Origin of the sequence: Oceanicaulis sp. LC35 (genome assembly GCF_052055585.1) — a bacterium.
Taxonomy (GTDB): domain Bacteria; phylum Pseudomonadota; class Alphaproteobacteria; order Caulobacterales; family Maricaulaceae; genus Oceanicaulis.
In genome coordinates, this window is sequence record NZ_CP170485.1 from 239,524 (window position 1) to 256,193 (window position 16,670).

At 62.6% G+C, this 16,670-nt stretch carries 12 protein-coding genes; 6 read left to right on the forward strand and 6 right to left on the reverse strand.

Annotation, left to right across the window (positions count from 1 at the left end; translation table 11 throughout):
* The first annotated feature begins 60 nt into the window (after nt 1-60).
* On the forward strand, nt 61-1,584 hold the full coding sequence (locus ACFELO_RS01095) for a flavin-containing monooxygenase (protein ID WP_440958735.1): 1,524 nt from the start codon (nt 61-63) through the stop codon (nt 1,582-1,584).
* 3 nt (nt 1,585-1,587) lie between these two features.
* Here the strand turns inward: ACFELO_RS01095 and ACFELO_RS01100 are convergent, their stop codons facing one another.
* Nucleotides 1,588-2,940, reverse strand: coding sequence for a DUF1254 domain-containing protein (locus ACFELO_RS01100; protein WP_440958736.1), 1,353 nt, complete (start codon nt 2,938-2,940; stop codon nt 1,588-1,590).
* Nucleotides 2,941-3,090: 150 nt separating this feature from the next.
* Here ACFELO_RS01100 and ACFELO_RS01105 point away from each other — a divergent pair, with 150 nt between their 5' ends.
* Nucleotides 3,091-4,170 carry a DUF2855 family protein gene (locus ACFELO_RS01105; RefSeq protein WP_440958737.1) on the forward strand — a complete coding sequence of 360 codons (1,080 nt, stop codon included), beginning with the start codon at nt 3,091-3,093 and terminating at the stop codon, nt 4,168-4,170.
* 122 nt (nt 4,171-4,292) lie between these two features.
* Here the strand turns inward: ACFELO_RS01105 and ACFELO_RS01110 are convergent, their stop codons facing one another.
* Nucleotides 4,293-6,104: an ABC-F family ATP-binding cassette domain-containing protein gene (locus tag ACFELO_RS01110; RefSeq protein ID WP_440958738.1), complete on the reverse strand. Its 1,812-nt coding sequence runs from the start codon at nt 6,102-6,104 to the stop codon at nt 4,293-4,295.
* Between the two features lie 220 nt (nt 6,105-6,324).
* On the opposite strand from ACFELO_RS01110, the gene ACFELO_RS01115 reads away from it, so the two are divergent.
* Nucleotides 6,325-6,942 (forward strand): class I SAM-dependent DNA methyltransferase, encoded by a 618-nt coding sequence (locus ACFELO_RS01115; protein ID WP_440958739.1) that lies wholly within the window; start codon nt 6,325-6,327, stop codon nt 6,940-6,942.
* Between the two features lie 3 nt (nt 6,943-6,945).
* Here the strand turns inward: ACFELO_RS01115 and ACFELO_RS01120 are convergent, their stop codons facing one another.
* Entirely contained in the window at nt 6,946-7,401 is a 456-nt protein-coding gene (locus tag ACFELO_RS01120) for an Lrp/AsnC family transcriptional regulator (RefSeq protein ID WP_440958740.1), read from the reverse strand.
* Nucleotides 7,402-7,513: 112 nt separating this feature from the next.
* Between ACFELO_RS01120 and ACFELO_RS01125 the strand changes: the two genes are divergently transcribed.
* Nucleotides 7,514-8,713 carry a methionine gamma-lyase gene (locus tag ACFELO_RS01125; RefSeq protein ID WP_440958741.1) on the forward strand — a complete coding sequence of 400 codons (1,200 nt, stop codon included), beginning with the start codon at nt 7,514-7,516 and terminating at the stop codon, nt 8,711-8,713.
* Between the two features lie 228 nt (nt 8,714-8,941).
* Here ACFELO_RS01125 and ACFELO_RS01130 read toward each other — a convergent pair whose 3' ends face one another.
* A complete protein-coding gene (locus ACFELO_RS01130; protein WP_440958742.1) occupies nt 8,942-9,709 on the reverse strand; it encodes an enoyl-CoA hydratase/isomerase family protein in 768 nt (255 codons plus the stop codon).
* A 24-nt stretch (nt 9,710-9,733) separates the two neighbouring features.
* Nucleotides 9,734-10,945, reverse strand: a complete 1,212-nt coding sequence (locus ACFELO_RS01135; protein ID WP_440958743.1) for a hydroxymethylglutaryl-CoA reductase — start codon at nt 10,943-10,945, stop codon at nt 9,734-9,736.
* A gap of 96 nt (nt 10,946-11,041) precedes the next feature.
* Here ACFELO_RS01135 and ACFELO_RS01140 point away from each other — a divergent pair, with 96 nt between their 5' ends.
* Entirely contained in the window at nt 11,042-13,645 is a 2,604-nt protein-coding gene (locus ACFELO_RS01140) for a valine--tRNA ligase (RefSeq protein WP_440958744.1), read from the forward strand.
* Nucleotides 13,646-13,654: 9 nt separating this feature from the next.
* On the opposite strand, the gene ACFELO_RS01145 is transcribed toward ACFELO_RS01140, so the two are convergent.
* Nucleotides 13,655-14,629 carry a sensor histidine kinase gene (locus ACFELO_RS01145; protein ID WP_440958745.1) on the reverse strand — a complete coding sequence of 325 codons (975 nt, stop codon included), beginning with the start codon at nt 14,627-14,629 and terminating at the stop codon, nt 13,655-13,657.
* 117 nt (nt 14,630-14,746) lie between these two features.
* Between ACFELO_RS01145 and ACFELO_RS01150 the strand changes: the two genes are divergently transcribed.
* The gene (locus ACFELO_RS01150) at nt 14,747-16,576 is read left to right on the forward strand and encodes an ABC transporter ATP-binding protein (RefSeq protein WP_440958746.1); all 1,830 of its coding nucleotides are present in this window, start codon (nt 14,747-14,749) and stop codon (nt 16,574-16,576) included.
* Nucleotides 16,577-16,670: the final 94 nt, after the last annotated feature.

The window sequence follows — 16,670 nt, forward strand, 5'->3', positions numbered from 1 at the left end:
TGAAGTGAACAGTGTTCACTTGTTCCCAGAACGAGCGGCGAAGCCGCCGGGGAGGAAGACATGTCTGCAAACGTTTCAACGCCTGTCGAGGCGGATCTTGATGTGCTGATCGTCGGGGCCGGCCTGTCCGGCGTCGGCGCCGCCTGGCACTTGCAGCACCGCTGCCCGGACCAGTCCTATCTGATCCTTGAATCGCGCGAGAGCCTTGGGGGGACGTGGGATCTGTTCCGCTATCCCGGCATCCGCTCGGACAGCGACATGTACACGTTTGGCTATGCGTTCCGGCCCTGGACGGATGGCAAGGTGTTCGCCGACGGCCCGTCCATCCGTGACTATGTCAACGATACCGCCGAGGAGGCGGGGATCGCGCAGAACATCCGCTATCAGCACAAGGTGGTGGGCGCACACTGGAGCACCGAGGACGCCCGCTGGACCATTGAAGCTGCGGTGGGCGAGAGCGGCGCCATCAAACGCTATACCGCGAAGTTCGTGTTCCTGTGTTCGGGCTATTATCGCTATGACCGTGGCTACATGCCCGATTTTCCCGGCATGGCGGACTTCAAGGGCGATGTGATCCATCCCCAGCTCTGGCCTGAAGGCTATGACTATTCCGGCAAGCGGGTGGTGGTGATCGGCTCGGGCGCGACGGCGGTGACGCTGGTGCCCGCCATGTCGGACAAGGCGAGCCATGTCACCATGCTGCAGCGCTCGCCCACTTATATCGCGGCGCGGCCGTCCGTGGACAAGACAGCGGATTTCCTGCGCAAGGTCCTGCCCGCCAAGAGCGCCTATGGCCTGACGCGGATCAAGAATGTGCTGCAGGCGATCCTGATCTTCCAGATGTCACGCCGCTGGCCAGACTTTGTGAAGAAGGGCGTGCTCAAGGCCATACAGGACCACCTGGGCGAGGACTTTGACGTCGAGAAGCATTTCTCGCCCAGCTACCGGCCCTGGGACCAACGCTTCTGCCTGGCGCCGGAGGGCGATTTCTTCGACGTTCTGAAATCGGGTGAGGCCTCGATCGTCACCGACCAGATCGAGCGCTTTACCGAAAACGGCATCCTTCTGAAATCGGGTGAGACGCTGGAGGCTGATCTCATCATCCCCGCCACCGGGCTTGAAATGCAGGTGGGCGGCGGCATGGATATCAGCGTGGATGGCCAGCCTTTCGTCGCGCCCGACCATGTCACCTATCGCGGCATGATGTTGTCGGACGTGCCCAATCTGGCGCTGGCCTTCGGCTACACCAATGCCTCCTGGACGCTGAAGGTGGATCTGACCGCCGAGCGGGTCTGCCGTCTGATCAATCACATGAAGACGCGCAATCTTGATTATGTCGTGCCGACCCCGCCGGCTGATCTTGAAACCCTGCCGCTGCTCGACTTCTCCTCAGGCTATGTCCAGCGCGCCCTGCCGACCCTGCCGCGACAGGGGGCGACGCCGCCCTGGCGGACCTATCAGAACTATCTGCAGGACATGTTCGCTATCCGCTATGGCAAGCTTGAGGACGGTCATGTGCGCTTCGGCACAGCGGGCGATCAGGTCTTCAACCAGAACGCCCCGCTGACAGAGGCGGCGGAGTAGGCGCTAGTCCAAGCGCCTCACAGGCGGCATCTCCCACGCGCCGGACAGGGCTGAGGACTGGGGCGAATAGAGCCGTGCTGTGATCGCGAAGGGCTCGCCCTGGGGAATGGGCAGCCAGTTTCTTGTGTCGCCTTCTGGCGGGTGCGCGCTGAATGTCAGTGTCAATCCGCCATCAGGGTCATAGGCCAGATCGGACTGGCCATGGATCATGCGGCGTTCGTCCGGCGCATCCATAATCAGATAGCCTTCGGCGTCATAAACGGTGACGGACCAGAATGCGTCCACGGGTGGAAGCTGGTCAGGCTCGAACCGAATCTCATAGCGGTTGTCGCCGTTCAGGGGCGCGCCCTCACTGTCGATATCGGTATTGGGATAGATGGCGTCCTCGGCCCTGTTGGCGCCCAGCCCGATCACCGCGACACCCGCGCGCAAGGCGTAGTCCTCGCCATAAACGCCAATGCCTTCGCGCAGGGTGCGCCAGTTGGTGGGGCCGTAGGGGCGGTTGCGCAGCCCGTCCTGAAGTCGCTGTCTTGCGATCTCCACACCCTTGTTGATGGCCCATTGCGCCAGCGGTCCGGTCTCGGCGTCCTCCGCGCCATATCCCAGAGGTCGAAGCGTGTCGCGGGCTTCGGGGTCCGAAGATGTGGCTTCCAAAATCGCCGCCATGCGCGTGAAGAAGGTCTCCGCGCTCATCTCCGCCACATGATGCGGCGGCAGGTCCGGGATCGATTCCTGGGGCGCGATCGCTCGTCCGCCTGACAGGCGGACGCCATCCTGCAGGGCATGGATAGGAGCCAGCGGTTCATCCGGCGCGAGGGCGATGCGTCCGATCAGCCACGCTGTCCGGGTTGGAACCCGCATCGTTCGACTGTCGGAGCCTGCGTCATCCACAGGGGTGTCCGGACCTGCAATCCGCACCTCCAGCGGGCCAGACCCGTCAACGCGCTGGCTGGGAGCGCCCGCCACGACGGTCCAGGCGTCGAGCACCTGAAACATCCAGTCGCGTTCGCCGAAATCCGGCAGGCTGAGGACGACGGGGCCCTCGGAGAGGTCGAGAAAGGCGAGGGTGTAAAGCGTGTCCAGATTGGGCCGCACCACCAGCCGGTCTTCGGGGGCCGGACGCTCGCGCCGATGATACAGCGTATTGACCGCCGGCGCTTCGCTGCGCGCCAGAAGCGCCTGCCGGGTCACATCGGTGAGCACGAGCGGGTAGCCATAGACGTAGGTCTGGCCTGATCGCTCGGCGAGGGCGCGAAGGCCCAGATCGTCCGGATTGCGGGTGAGCGCTGGCCAGAGCGCGGCCAGCATCAGTCCTATGACGCAGATCAATGCTGCAAGGATCGCCAGTGGTTTCATGCTCTCCCCCGTCTTTGGTCCGGGCAGCCTTGCCCGGATATTCTCAGCGGGCAAGAGCAAGACGGGGTGACAGGGCCGGTCAAAAGCTGGAACATTAGGGCTTAACTAAGCGAGCGCTGACTGAGAGGCGCCGATCAGAGGGAGGCCGTCATGGGTTGGGCGCTGTCCATCAACAAAGCCGATATTTCCGACGCAAAGCTGGTGAAGGCCGAGCCGCAGCCGCTCGCTGACGGGCAGGCGCGGTTTGCGATCCGGCGCTTTGCGCTGACGGCGAACAACATCACTTACGCCGCCTTTGGCGCGGCCATGCGCTATTGGGATTTCTACCCGGCTGAGGATGGCTCGGGCCGGCTTCCGGTCTGGGGTTTTGCGGACGTGGTCGAGACCAGGGCGGCCGGTCTTGAGGTGGGCGAGCGGGTTTATGGCTATTGGCCGGCCGCCGATGAGGTCGTGCTCAGCGTGGACGCGGTCAAGCCGGGCTCCTTCTTGGAAGTCTCGCCCCATCGCGCCGAGCTGGCGGGCGCCTATAACCGCTATGTGCGCTGCAAGTCCGATCCGGGCTATGCGCCCGAGCGCGAAGCCGCCCAGATGGTGCTGCAGCCGCTGTTCATCACGTCCTTCCTGATCGATCTGCATCTCCGCGATCATGATTTTATGGGCGCGGGGCAAGTCACGCTCACCAGCGCCTCGTCCAAGACCGCGCTGGCGCTGGCGCATCTGCTGCACGCCAATCCGCCTGAAGGGGTGAAGATCGAGGCGCTCACATCCGAACGCAACACCGGGTTCGTGAAGGCCACGGGCTATTATGATGTCATCAGCACCTATGACGAGATCACCGGTTTCAAACCCGAACCGCGTCGACTGGTCGTGGATTTCGCTGGTGATTCCAAGGTGAACACCGCGATCCATGAGACGCTGGCCGATAATCTCATCGGCAATATCCGTGTGGGCGGCGCCCATTGGGAAAACTCCGCCCCGCCTGGCGCCATGCCGGGACCCAAGCCGGTCTTCTTCTTTGCGCCTGATCATGTGCGCGACCGGATGAAAGCCTGGGGCGGCGAGGAATTCGGTCGCCGTTATGGCGCAGCCTGGATGGGCTTCGTCGAAGCGGGCCAGAAACTCTTCACCGAAGAGGAATTTGACGGCGGCGACGGCGCGCTCAAGGCCTATGACGCCCTGATTGCGGGCAATTTTGATGCGTCAGCAGCAATGACGGTCAAGGCGGGGTGAAAGCCTGAAGTCCCGGGCGAGCGTAGCGAAGACCCGGGGCCTCCTCCGTTTAGGGCGCCTCATGCTGACATAGGCCCCGGCTCAGTGCTGCGCTTGGCCGGGGTTTCAATACTTGAAGAGGCCTAGCCCCCCTCGATCTCCTCGCGGAGCATTTCAAGTTCCAGCCAGCGTTCTTCCTTGGCGGCCTTGTCGTCTGTCAGGCGGGCATGCTCTTTCGTCGCCGCGTTGAAGCGCTCGGGGTTTTTCGTAAAGAGCGTCGGGTCGGCCAGCTCGGTTTCGAGCTTGGCCAGCGTCGCCTCGATCTTCTCGATCTCGCCGGGCAGGGTTTCCAGCGCGTGCTTGTCCTTGAAGCTGAGCTTGCCTGAGGATTTGTTCTTCGGCTTCTCGCCCTTGGGCTTGCTGGCGGCTTTTTCGGCCTTCTCGGCGGCCTTGCGCGCTTTTACGCCTTCCCCGCGCTGGGCGACCATGTCCGAATACCCACCCGCATAGACGCGCCAGACCCCGTCCTCTTCCCAGGCGATGGTGGCGGTGGCGGTGCGATCGATGAAGTCCCGGTCATGGCTCACCAGAAGCGCGGTGCCATTATAGTCCGCGATCAGCTCTTCCAGCAGATCCAGCGTCTCAAGATCGAGATCGTTGGTCGGTTCGTCGAGCACCAGAAGGTTGGACGGCAGGGCCAGCGCCCGCGCCAGCATCAGACGGGCGCGTTCCCCGCCAGACAGGGCGTGAACGGGCGTGCGGGCCTGTTCGGGGCTGAACAGGAAGTCCTTCATATAGGCCTGAACATGCTTGACGATCCCGGCGACCTCGACCCGCTCGCCGCCGCCCGGCGCGATGGCCTCGGTGACGGTCCAGTCGGGTTTTAACGCGGCGCGGCGCTGATCCAGGCTCGCAATCTCCAGATTGGTGCCCAGCTTCACCGTGCCGGCATCGGGTTCGATCTGGCCGGTCAGAACCTTGATCATCGTGGTCTTGCCCGCGCCATTGGGGCCCACCAGCGCGATGCGGTCACCGCGTCCGATCTTGATGGAGAGGTCAGAGAAGATCGGGCGGCCGTCATAGCTCTTGCTGACGTTCTCCGCCTCGATAACGCTCTTGCCGGAGCGGTCCGCTTCGCTGACGGACAGGCTGGCCGCGCCTTGCGGTCCGCGCCAGTTCTTCAGGTCCGACTTCATCGCCTGAAGCTCGCCCACCCGGCGCACATTGCGCTTGCGGCGGGCGGTGACGCCATAGCGCATCCAGTCCTCTTCGCGCGCAATCTGGCGTTCGAGCTTGTGGCGCTCCTGCGCCTCGGCCTCGAACACTTCATCGCGCCAGGCCTCGAAATGGGCAAAGCCGCGATCGAGCCGGCGGGTCTGGCCGCGATCAATCCAGATCGTCTGACGCGTCAGGTTTTCCAGAAACCGCCGGTCGTGGCTGATCAGCACCAGCGCGCCGCGATGGCTGTTGAGCTCGCTTTCCAGCCACTCAATCGCGGGCAGGTCGAGGTGGTTGGTCGGCTCATCGAGCAGCAGGATGTCGGGCTGCGGCGCGAGGGTCCGCGCGAGCGCCGCTCTTCGGGCTTCACCGCCAGAGAGAGTCGCCGGGTCCGCATCGGGATCAAGGCCCAGATGTTCGGCGAGATAATCGGCGCGATAGGCGTCGTCGCCCGGCGCCAGCCCGTCGCGGATATAGGCGATGACGCTGTCATAGCCGGTCAGGTCCGGTTCTTGGGGCAGATAGCGCAGGGTCGAGCCGGGATGGACGAAACGCTCGCCGCTATCGGCCTCGATGATCCCGGCGGCGATTTTCAGGAAGGAGGATTTGCCTGATCCGTTCCGGCCCACAAGGCCAATGCGTTCATTCTCGCGCACGATCAGATCGGCGCCGGTGAGCAGCGGGGTCGCGCCAAAAGTCAGGCGCGTATCGGTCAGGGTCAGAAGCGGTGCAGACATGGATTAGCCGTTAGCCGAGCGCCGGGGCGCTGTCACCCTTGCTGATCACGCTGGGCAGTCTCTGGCGCAAGGAAGTCGCAAAAATAATGAAAAGAAAAATTCATATAAAAATTCTAGATTTGTAAAAACCTATAAGAAAATAACGGCAAAACGGGTTCATTGGATTCGGTTTAGATAATCCGGTATAAGTATTCAAAATGGAAGCTGGGTGAGAGAGCTCATGAAATCAGAAAATGAGATTCTAGATCGAATTTACAATTTGAGTGGCGATCCTGAAGAAACGCGGGATGCTTACAAGGACTGGGCCGAAAGGTACGATGACGATACGGTTGAGGGTATGGGCTATGTGGCTCCGGCTGTCGCCAGCGACAAGCTGAGCGCGCTCTTGCCTGATACCTCCATTCGCATACTGGATGCCGGTTGCGGCACCGGCCTTGCGGGGGTGGAGCTCAACAAGCGCGGTTATCAGAATGTGGACGGAATGGATCTGTCACCTGACATGCTGGCAATGGCGCGCCGGAAAGAGGTCTATGACGATCTGCGCGAAGCGGACATGACCGAAACGCTCGACTATCCTGACAACGCCTATGACGCGATCATCTGCGTCGGCGCGTTCACCCATGCCCATGTGGGCCCGAAAGGCTTTGACGAGCTGGTGCGCATCACCCGCCCGGGCGGCGCCATTGTCGCCACCGTGCATGAAGATGTCTGGGACGCGGACAAGTACGCCGACTATCTCAGGAAACTTGAGGCGTCGGGCAAGGCGAAGATCCGCGAAGCGGACGAGGCGGATTATCACATCAACAAGTGCCGGCTTGTGGTGCTGGAGCCGGTCTAGACTCTATTCGAGTGGCAATGCTGGTGTGCGTTTGACCGTGCCGAAAGCAAAGCTGGTCTCGATGCCGGCGATGCCGGGCACGGGATGCAGGCGCTCGCGCATGAAACGCTCATAGCCCGACTGGCTGTCCACCACGACCTGCAACAGATAATCCTCGGCGCCCGAAGTGAGGTGGCATTCCAGCACTTCATCCAGACGGAGGATCGCTTTTTCGAAGGCCGCCACAGTCGCTGGCGCGTGATTGGCGAGCTTGATCCTGAGAAAGGCCGTGATCGGCAAGCCCGCCTTGTCGCGATCCAGGATCGCCGCATAGCCGGTGATCAGCCCGCTGTCTTCAAGCGTGCGGACGCGCCGTAAACAGGGCGAGGGCGACAGGCCGATCCGGTCCGCCAGGGCCTGATTGGTGATGCGCCCGTCTTGCTGAAGGGCGGTGAGAAGGCGTCGATCCGTGCTGTCCATGCGCCAATATTAGCAGATTCTGCTAATCCGGCTACAGTCGGGGCTGAAATGGCAAGCCTCTGCTCCGACTTCGCGCGTATTCTGTCCTCCGTCAGTCAGGGAGGACGACGACGTGGACGGATCAGCGCCAATCACTCGCAAATCCGGTTTCTCCACCCGCGCCATTCATGCGGGTTATGAACCGGCCAAAGAAGGGGGTGCGCTGGTCCCTCCGCTCCATCTGTCCTCGACCTTCGCCTTTGAAACGGTCGAGGATGCGGGCGCGGCCTTTGCTGGCGAGCAGCCCGCCCATTTCTACACCCGCATCTCCAACCCCACGCTTGATCTTCTGGAGCGCCGCATCGCTGACCTTGAGGGCGCGGAAGCGGGCGTCAGCTTCGGCTCCGGCATGGGCGCGATCACGTCCGTGCTGTGGAGCTTGCTGGAGCCGGGCGACGAGATTCTCGCCGACAAGACGCTGTATGGCTGCACTTTCGCCTTCCTCAATCACGGGCTGTCGCGCTTCGGGATCAAGGTGCGCCATGTGGATATGAGCGATATTGACGCCGTGATCTCAGCGCTCAGCGCGAAGACCCGCGTTGTGTATTTCGAGACGCCGGCGAACCCGACCATGAAGCTGGTGGACATCGCCGCCGTCGCGGCCGTGGCGCGGGCGCATGGCGCGCTGTGTGTGGTCGACAACACCTACGCCACGCCGCTGATCACGCGCCCGATTGAGCGCGGCGCGGACGTGGTGGTGCATTCGGCGACGAAATATCTCGGTGGTCATGGCGACCTTGTCGCCGGGATCGCGGTGGGTTCGGCCGAGGTGATGGAGCGGGTCCGGCTGTACGGGCTCAAGGACATGACCGGCGCGGCGCTGTCGCCCTTTAACGCCATGCTGATCCTGCGCGGTCTCAAGACCCTGTCCTTGCGTATGGAGCGTCACAGCCAGACCGGCGGCGCTGTGGCGCGCTGGCTTCGGGATCACCTGCAAGTGCGTGAGGTGGCGTATCCGGGACTGGAAGACGGGCCGCAATACGCGCTCGCCCGCTCCCAGATGCAGCATTTCGGCGGCATGATCGCGTTTGAACTTGAGGGCGGGTTCGAGGCGGGCGTGCGCATGATGAACGCCATGAAGCTGGCGCTGCGGGCTGTCAGCCTTGGCGATGCTGAAACCCTGGTCCAGCACCCGGCCTCCATGACCCATTCCGCCTACAGTGCAGACGAACGCGCGCTCTATGGCATTTCGGACGGGTTGGTGCGCCTGTCGGTCGGGCTGGAAGACGCTGACGATATTCTGGGCGATCTTGAGCAGGCCTTGATGGCCTAGGGTTTCACCTAACCCCTCACTCTCTTTCCCCGCGAAGGCGGGGACCCAGAGCGCCCTGTGATCCCCCGGATCCTGACGTGCGTCAGAATGACGATTGCTATCGCCTCAAACTGTCATCCCCCGGCTTGTCCGGGGGACCCATGCCGGTGGGTTTGATCATAGGGCACGGCATGGATTCACCGGATAAACCGGTGAATGACATTGAAAAGTGAGTGAACTCCCGGCCCCTTACTTCACCACGCGCAAAAACCCGCCAATGCGGTTGAGCGTATCGGTGATCTCGGGAAATTCCTTGGCGCCTTCGGCGGCGATGCCGGCGGGCACGTCATGGGTTTCGGCGATGGCGTGCAGCGTCTTGTAAGCGGCGACAGTCGCAGGATCGTTCGCCGCAATGTCCTGCGCCAGAGACGCCACTGCGTCGTCGAGCGCGTCCTTGCTGTCATAGCAGGCATTGGCGAGGCCCCAGTCCAGAGCCTCCTGGCCTGAGAAGGTGCGCGCGGAGTAGGAGATTTCCTTGGCGCGGCGCAGGCCCACTGCATCCACCAGCGTCTGGCTCATCCCCCAGGTGGGGCGAATGGCGAATTTGGCATGGGTGTCGCCGAACTTGGTGTCGGTGGTGGTGTGGATGAAGTCGCAATGCAGCGCAAATTCCAGCGCCCCGGTGAAGCAGGCGCCATGCACCTTGGCGATGACAGGTTTGGAGCTGGCGCGCACGGCCTGCATCAGCCGGCTCGCCGGTTCGTCAAACACCGAGCCCACCCGGCCCGCTTTCGGTTTGGCGCCCGACAGCACTTTGAGGTCGACGCCGGAGCTGAAGGCCCGGCCCGAACCCTCGATGATGATGACGGAGGGGCCGTTCTCGTTCTCGGCGCGATGCAGCGCCTCGATCAGCTCTTCCAGCATGGGCGGGATCAGCGCGTTCAGCGCATCGGGCCGGTTCATGCGGATGGTCAGGACCGCGTCGTCACGCCGGGTCTCGATGTATTCGTATGCCATGGTCGTCTCTATGATTGAGGGGGCTCAGTTGCGATTGCGCCCCAGCTTTTCATGACTGTCCACCCAGTCGCCAGCGACGACGGCGGCGCCCAGGGAAATCTCGCCTGCAAGCACGGTCGCCGCGCAGATCTCGATGAAGCGACCGACCTTGCCGGCGCCCTTGCATCCAAGGATATCCAGGCATTCGCCCTGGGTCGGCAAGCCCGTACCGCCGCCAAAGGTCGCCACGATCAAAGCGGGCAGGGTGATCGACCAGTAATAAGTCTCCCCGTCATCCTCGAGCCGCACATAGGTCATTGCCGCATGGCTCTCGGCTACATTGGCCGCATCCTGTCCGGTGGCGATGAAGAGGGCCGCCAGGGCGTTCGCGGCATGCATGCCGTTATTGGCTGACCCCGCCATCACCGAACCGGCATAGGAGTTTAGCCGCGCGCGAAACATCTCGGCTGCACTGGTCCCCAAACGTTCGCGGATCAGCGCGTCTGGAATGCGCGCCTCAGCGACGACACGGGCGCCGCGTGAGTGCAAGACATTGATCTGGGAGTGTTTCTTGTCGGTGTCCATGGCGCCGGACAGGGTGAAACGCGCCCCGCCGGGATGGTTCGCTGCGATCCACTGACACGCCGCCAGCGCCGCCTTGCCGGACATGTTCTGTCCCGCCGCGTCGCCGGTCTCGAAATTGAAGCGAAGATGCAGCATCGGGCCGAGGGCGTAATGCTCGATATGACTGAGCCTGACCACTGACGAGCTGGCTTCAGCGGCTTTGCGGATCTCGCTCATATGCAGCTCGACCCAACCGGAGAAGTCCCGCGCGCCGCGCGCATCATCAAAGTGGAAGACCGGCGCACGCTGCATATAGCGCTCGACGATGGTGGTCTTCACCCCGCCCGCCTCGCTGAGGATGCGCATGCCGCGGCTATAGCTCGCCACCAGCGTGCCTTCGGTGGTCGCCAGCGGCACGCAGACATCTTCGCCCTGCACATGCTCGCCATTGATGCGCACAGGACCCGCCAGGCCAATCGGCACCTGAGCGACGCCAATATAATTCTCGATATTGCCCTGGGTGACCGCCGGGTCGAACGAGGCTTGCGCCACATGGCTCAGCTCAACGCCTGTGCGCGCCTTGAGGAAGTCGCGGCGCTCTTTGGCGGCGGCTTCAGTGTGGTCTTTGTCGGGGTGACGAGGAATGCGCACCCGCCCGCCCGGCTGGCTGTCGTGTCCGGTCTTGTCAGTCATGGCGCCACGCTAGCTGTGCTCGCCTTTTGCGTCAGCAAAAAATCGTCTAAGACCAGCGTCCCTTCCGCCTCTCATCCAACATATCGGTCCGCCTCAATGAAACCGTTTCCGAACAAGTACGACGCCAAAGCTTCCGAAGCCGCCCTTCAGGCCCGCTGGGCCAAGGACGACGCTTTCGTCTGGGATCCGAACGCGCCGGCGGACACCGACTATGTGATCGACACCCCGCCCCCGACCGTGTCGGGCGCGCTGCATGTGGGGCACGTCTATTCCTACACCCAGGCCGACATCATGGCCCGCTATATGCGGATGAGCGGGCGCAATGTGCTCTATCCGATCGGCTGGGACGATAACGGCCTGCCGACCGAGCGTCTGGTGGAGAAGGTCAAGAAGGTGCGCGGCGGCACCATGTCGCGTGAGGAATTCGTCGCGCTCTGCAAGGAGGTGATCCCGCCTTACGAGCAGCAATTCCGCGACCTGTTTGGCCGTCTCGCGCTGTCTGTGGACTGGAGCCGGGAATACCAGACCATTTCTGATGAGAGCCGCTCTGTCAGCCAGATGTCCTTCCTCGACCTCTTCCACAAGGGGCTGCTGGAGCGCCGTCTGGAGCCGACCCTGTGGGACCCGGCGGACCGCACCGCCATCGCCCAGGCCGAGGTTGAAGAGACCGAGCGCGAAGGCAAGCTCAACTATATCCCCTTCGCCATCGAGGGCGGGGATATCGAGCCGGCCATCATCGCCACCACGCGCCCTGAGCTGATCGGCGCCTGCGGCGGCTTGATGATCCACCCTGATCACCCGCGTGCGGGCGAACTGATCGGCAAGCGCGCCATCAGCCCGCTCTACAATGTGCCGGTCGAGATCTACGCCGAGGACACGGTTGATCCCGAGAAAGGCACCGGCATCGTGATGTGCTGTACCTTCGGCGACGTCACCGATATCCAATGGTACCGCACCCACAAGCTGCCGCTGCGCCTTGTCATCGATCAGGCGGGCAAGATGATCGACGAGCTGCCGATCGGCACGGATGACTGGCCGAGCCTGGATCTGGACAGCGCGAAGGCGACCATGGCGGCCCTGGCGGGCCTCAAAGCCGCCAAGGCCAAGGAGACCATCCTTGAGATGCTCAAGGAGCGCGATCTCGTCATCAAACAGGAAACCACCCATCAGGTGATCCCGATCGCCGAGCGCTCCGGCGCGCCGCTTGAGATCATCGTGACCCCGCAATGGTTCATCCGCACCCTCGATTTCAAGGAGCAGATTCTTGAGAAGGGTCGCGAGATCACCTGGCGTCCGGCCTATATGCGCCAGCGCTTTGAAAGCTGGGTCGAGGGTCTGAAATGGGATTGGTCGATCTCGCGCCAGCGCCATTTCGGCGTGCCGCTGCCGGTCTGGTATTCCAAGCGTCCGGGCGAGGAAGGCAAGATCATCGTCCCCACGAAAGACCAGCTGCCGGTCGATCCGACCTCTGACCTGCCCGCAGGTTATGAAGCCCATGAGGTTGAGGGCGAGCGCGATGTGATGGACACTTGGGCGACCTCGTCTGTCAGCCCGCAGCTCAACACCCGCTCGATCAATGAAGACTATGCGCTCGATATCGAGGCGCACCGTCGTCAGTTCCCGATGGCGCTGCGTCCGCAGGCGCACGAGATCATCCGCACCTGGGCGTTCTACACCATCGTCAAGGCGCTGCATCACGAGAACAAGCTGCCCTGGTCCAACATCGCGATTTCGGGCTGGTGCCTGGCGTCCGACGGTTCGAAAATGTCCAAGTCCAAGGGCAATGTGATCGACCCGATCAAGATGCTGGACGAGTACGGCACCGACCCGGTGCGCTACTGGACCGGCACCTCGCGCCTCGGTCAGGACACGGCGCTGTCGCCGAACACCCTCAAACAGGGCAAGCGTCTGGTCACCAAGCTGTGGAACGCCGCCAAGCTCGCCGCGATGAGCCTTGAGGGCGCCGAGAGCCACGGCGTGCTCAATCCGACGACGCCGAAGGGCGACATTGAAAGCGGGGTGATTTCCCATCCGCTCGATCAATGGCTGCTGGGCGAGCTGAGCCAGACCATCGCCAAGGCGACCGAGGCGTTCGAGAACTACGAATACGCCGCCGCCCAGCGTGAAGTGGAAGACTTCTTCTGGCGCACCTATTGCGACAACTATCTTGAGATCGTCAAACGCCGCACCCGCTTTGAGGGCAAGCCCGAAGGCGAGGAGCTGTCAGCGGTCTATACGCTTTGGCACGCCACCGATGCGCTGATCCGCCTGTTCGCGCCCTTCATCCCCTATGTCACGGACGCTCTTTATGAGGTGATGATTGGCGACCGGGAAGGCATGCCCACCACCGTCCACGCCCGTGGCATGTGGCCGAAAGCGGCTGATCAGGCGCCCGCCGGTGCGTTCGAGAAAGAGGGCGAGGCCTTCGTCCAGATTCTCGCCGCCGCCCGCAAGGTGAAGTCTGAAGCCCAGGTGTCGATGAAGACTGCCGCCAACACGCTGACCATTTCGGGGCAGGGCGCTGGTGAGGTGGCCGAGCTGATTGGTGAAACCGCCGAGGATCTGATGGCGGTAACGAGTGCGGGCGCAATCGTCCGGGCTGAAACCGCACCTGAAGGCGTGGCCTCGGTCGTGTCGCCGGACGAGCGTTTCACGGTCTCCATGGACCTGGTCATCGAGGAGAAGAAGGCGGAAGGCTGAGCCTTTCCCTTACTCTGAAACCGGCAGGGTGAAGACGAAGCACGCGCCTTCACCCGAGCCGGGCTCCAGCCAGATCGCGCCGCCATGGCGCTCCAGGATCAAATGGGTCTGCGCCAGCCCAAGTGCGGCGCCGGGATAGCTCTCACGCGGATGAAGCCGTCCGAAGGGCGTGAAGAGTTTTCCTGCAAGCGCCGGGTCAACGCCAATCCCGTCATCACGCACTTCGATCCGGTGATGGGCGTCGTCGCGTGAAGCGGTGACGGAGATCTGCACGCCCGGCCCGCGCCTGAATTTCAGGGCGTTGTCCAGGAGCGCTTCAAGAGCCTGCTTGAGAAGGACGCGGTCGCCCTCCACATCCGGCAGCGGGGTCTGTCTGATTTCCGCCCTGTTCGCCTCGATCCGGTCTGCGCGTGAAGCGACGACTTCAGTCCACAGCGCATCAAGGCTCACCGGCCCCGGGTTCAGGCGACGCGCCGCGACATCGATATAGGCCAGAAGGTCATTGACCAGAGTGCGCATGCGCTGGGCGGCGTCACCGATGAATTCAAGGCTCTGCAGCCCGTCTGCATCAAGGTTTGCGCCATAGCGCTTGGACAGAAGGCTTGAGAAGGCGAGCATCTTGCGCACCGGCTCTTGCAGATCATGGCCCGCGCTGGCTCCGAAGCGTCGCAGGGCTTCAAGCTGGCGTTCGCTGGGGTCTGCAGGGCGCAAGCGCATGAGCTGATCGCCACGATCCGACAGAACGCCGAGCCTGGCGTAATAGGTCCGCCCGCTGTCCGTCCTGACCGTCAGGCGGGCTTCGGCCTTTTGCATCATCGCGGTTTCGCATCGTTCAATCAGGTCGGGGCAGAGCCTCATTTCATGCTCGAAGGCCGTATTCCACCCCAGCGTTTCACCGGATGCATTCAGCAGAATGGAAGGGTCGGGCAGCGCCTGAAAAAGCGTTTTTGCGGAGAGATCTGCGGGGAAACTTCTAAGCGGCATGAAAGGCTCCCGGATGTACGGCTCTGACAAGACGGCGCCGAGCACGCTGGCGTTGAAGCGCACAGTAGCTATTGTGCATGACTTTCCACCGAAGTCTCTGCCTCTGGAGCCATAGTCTTGTCCGCCACCACTGCGCCGATCTTTCAGGTATCCGACCTCAATGTGCGTTTTGATACGCCGGATGGAGAAGTTCACGCCGTTCGCGGGGTCAATCTGGAGATATCGCCCGGCGAATGTCTTGCTGTGGTGGGTGAATCCGGTTCAGGCAAAAGCCAGACCTTCCTGGCGGCGATGGGGCTGCTCGCCTCCAACGGCAAGGCGGAAGGATCAATCAAATACGCTGGTCAGGAAATCCTGAACCTGCCGCCTTCCAAGCTCAATGCGGTGCGCGGCAAGTCCATGACCATGATCTTCCAGGATCCGCTCACCTCGCTGACCCCGCACATGAAAGTGGGCGCCCAGCTTGAGGAAGTGCTGAAGATCCACACCGACCTTCGGGGGCAGGCGGCGACCAAACGCTGTCTGGACTGGCTGGAGCGCGTGCGCATCCCCGAGGCGGCGCGTCGCCTCAAGCAGTACCCGCACGAGCTGTCAGGCGGCATGCGCCAGCGGGTGATGATCGCCATGGCGATGCTGTGCGAGCCTGACCTGCTGATCGCGGACGAGCCGACCACCGCGCTTGATGTGACGGTTCAGGCTCAGGTGCTCGACATCATGGATGAGCTGAAAGCGGAAACCGGGGCCGCGATTGCGCTGATCACCCATGATATGGGCGTGGTGGCCCGTATGGCCGACCGCGTTCAGGTCATGAAGCACGGAGAGTACGTGGAAGGCGGCGATGTCTACGATATCTTCAAGGCGCCCAAGCACCCCTATACCCAGATGCTGCTGGATGCGATGCCGCGCATCGACCAGCCTGACAAGCCCGGTCACGAGGCCCTGCCGCCGCGTGAAGCGATCGGCGAGGACAAGCCGCTTCTGGTTGCCGATGACGTGAAGGTTCACTTCCCCGTGGTCGTGGGCGGCGGGCTGTTTCCCAAGACCAAGCCCTTGAAAGCCGTTGATGGCGTGAGCTTCGAGCTCAAAGAAGGCGAGACCCTCGGCATTGTGGGCGAGTCCGGTTGCGGCAAGTCCACTCTGGCGCGCGCCGTTCTGCGTCTGGTGCCGGCGAGCGCCGGCTCTGTGAGCTGGATCGGCAAGGACCTTCTGTCCATGAAGTCGAAGGCTCTGGAGCAAGCACGTGAAGACCTGCAGATCGTGTTCCAGGACCCGCTGGCGTCGCTGAACCCGCGCATGACCATTGGCGCTTCGATCGCCGAACCCATGCTGACCTTCCGCAAGACCATGTCGTCGAAAGAGCGCGAAGCGGAAGTGAAGGCGATGATGGAGCGGGTCGGTCTCGATCCGAACATGATCAACCGCTATCCGCACGAACTGTCTGGCGGTCAGAACCAGCGCGTGGGCATCGCCCGCGCCATGATCCTCAAGCCCAAACTGGTGATCTGCGACGAGGCGGTGTCCGCGCTCGACGTGTCGATCCAGGCTCAGATTATCGAGCTTCTGATCGGGCTGCAGAAGGATTTCGGCCTGTCCATGCTGTTCATCTCCCACGACCTGTCCGTGGTGCGCGAGATTTCCCACCGCGTGATGGTGCTCTATCTGGGCCGGATCGTGGAGCTGGCCGATCGCGAGGCGATCTATACCGACGCCCGTCACCCCTACACCCGGGCGCTGATCAGCGCGGTGCCGATCCCCGATCCGGAGATCGAGAAGACGCGAGAACGTCTGAAGCTGACCGGGGATCTTCCCAGCCCGCTCGACAGCCGCGCCCAGCTTCGCTTCATGAAATCCAAACTGGTCGATGACGAAGACGCCGAACAATACCGGCCGGAGCTGATCGAGGTGACCCCGGGCCATTGGGTCGCCGAACACGATCCGATCGACTAGGACTGCAATTTTCCGAGCGGTATCCTGTTATAAATTGGAATTCATTTGCCTCTCGGGATCGCGTCCTTATTTTCGCCATAGTTGGAGAAATCCC

Coding starts and splice junctions, on each gene's coding strand:
- ACFELO_RS01120 (WP_440958740.1), bottom strand. CDS start 7,401: ATGGACAGCACGGATCGACGCCTTCTCACCGCCCTTCAGCAAGACGGG.
- ACFELO_RS01130 (WP_440958742.1), bottom strand. CDS start 9,709: ATGGCATACGAATACATCGAGACCCGGCGTGACGACGCGGTCCTGACC.
- ACFELO_RS01110 (WP_440958738.1), bottom strand. CDS start 6,104: ATGTCTGCACCGCTTCTGACCCTGACCGATACGCGCCTGACTTTTGGC.
- ACFELO_RS01100 (WP_440958736.1), bottom strand. CDS start 2,940: ATGAAACCACTGGCGATCCTTGCAGCATTGATCTGCGTCATAGGACTG.
- ACFELO_RS01115 (WP_440958739.1), top strand. CDS start 6,325: ATGAAATCAGAAAATGAGATTCTAGATCGAATTTACAATTTGAGTGGC.
- ACFELO_RS01105 (WP_440958737.1), top strand. CDS start 3,091: ATGGGTTGGGCGCTGTCCATCAACAAAGCCGATATTTCCGACGCAAAG.
- ACFELO_RS01145 (WP_440958745.1), bottom strand. CDS start 14,629: ATGCCGCTTAGAAGTTTCCCCGCAGATCTCTCCGCAAAAACGCTTTTT.
- ACFELO_RS01135 (WP_440958743.1), bottom strand. CDS start 10,945: ATGACTGACAAGACCGGACACGACAGCCAGCCGGGCGGGCGGGTGCGC.
- ACFELO_RS01095 (WP_440958735.1), top strand. CDS start 61: ATGTCTGCAAACGTTTCAACGCCTGTCGAGGCGGATCTTGATGTGCTG.
- ACFELO_RS01140 (WP_440958744.1), top strand. CDS start 11,042: ATGAAACCGTTTCCGAACAAGTACGACGCCAAAGCTTCCGAAGCCGCC.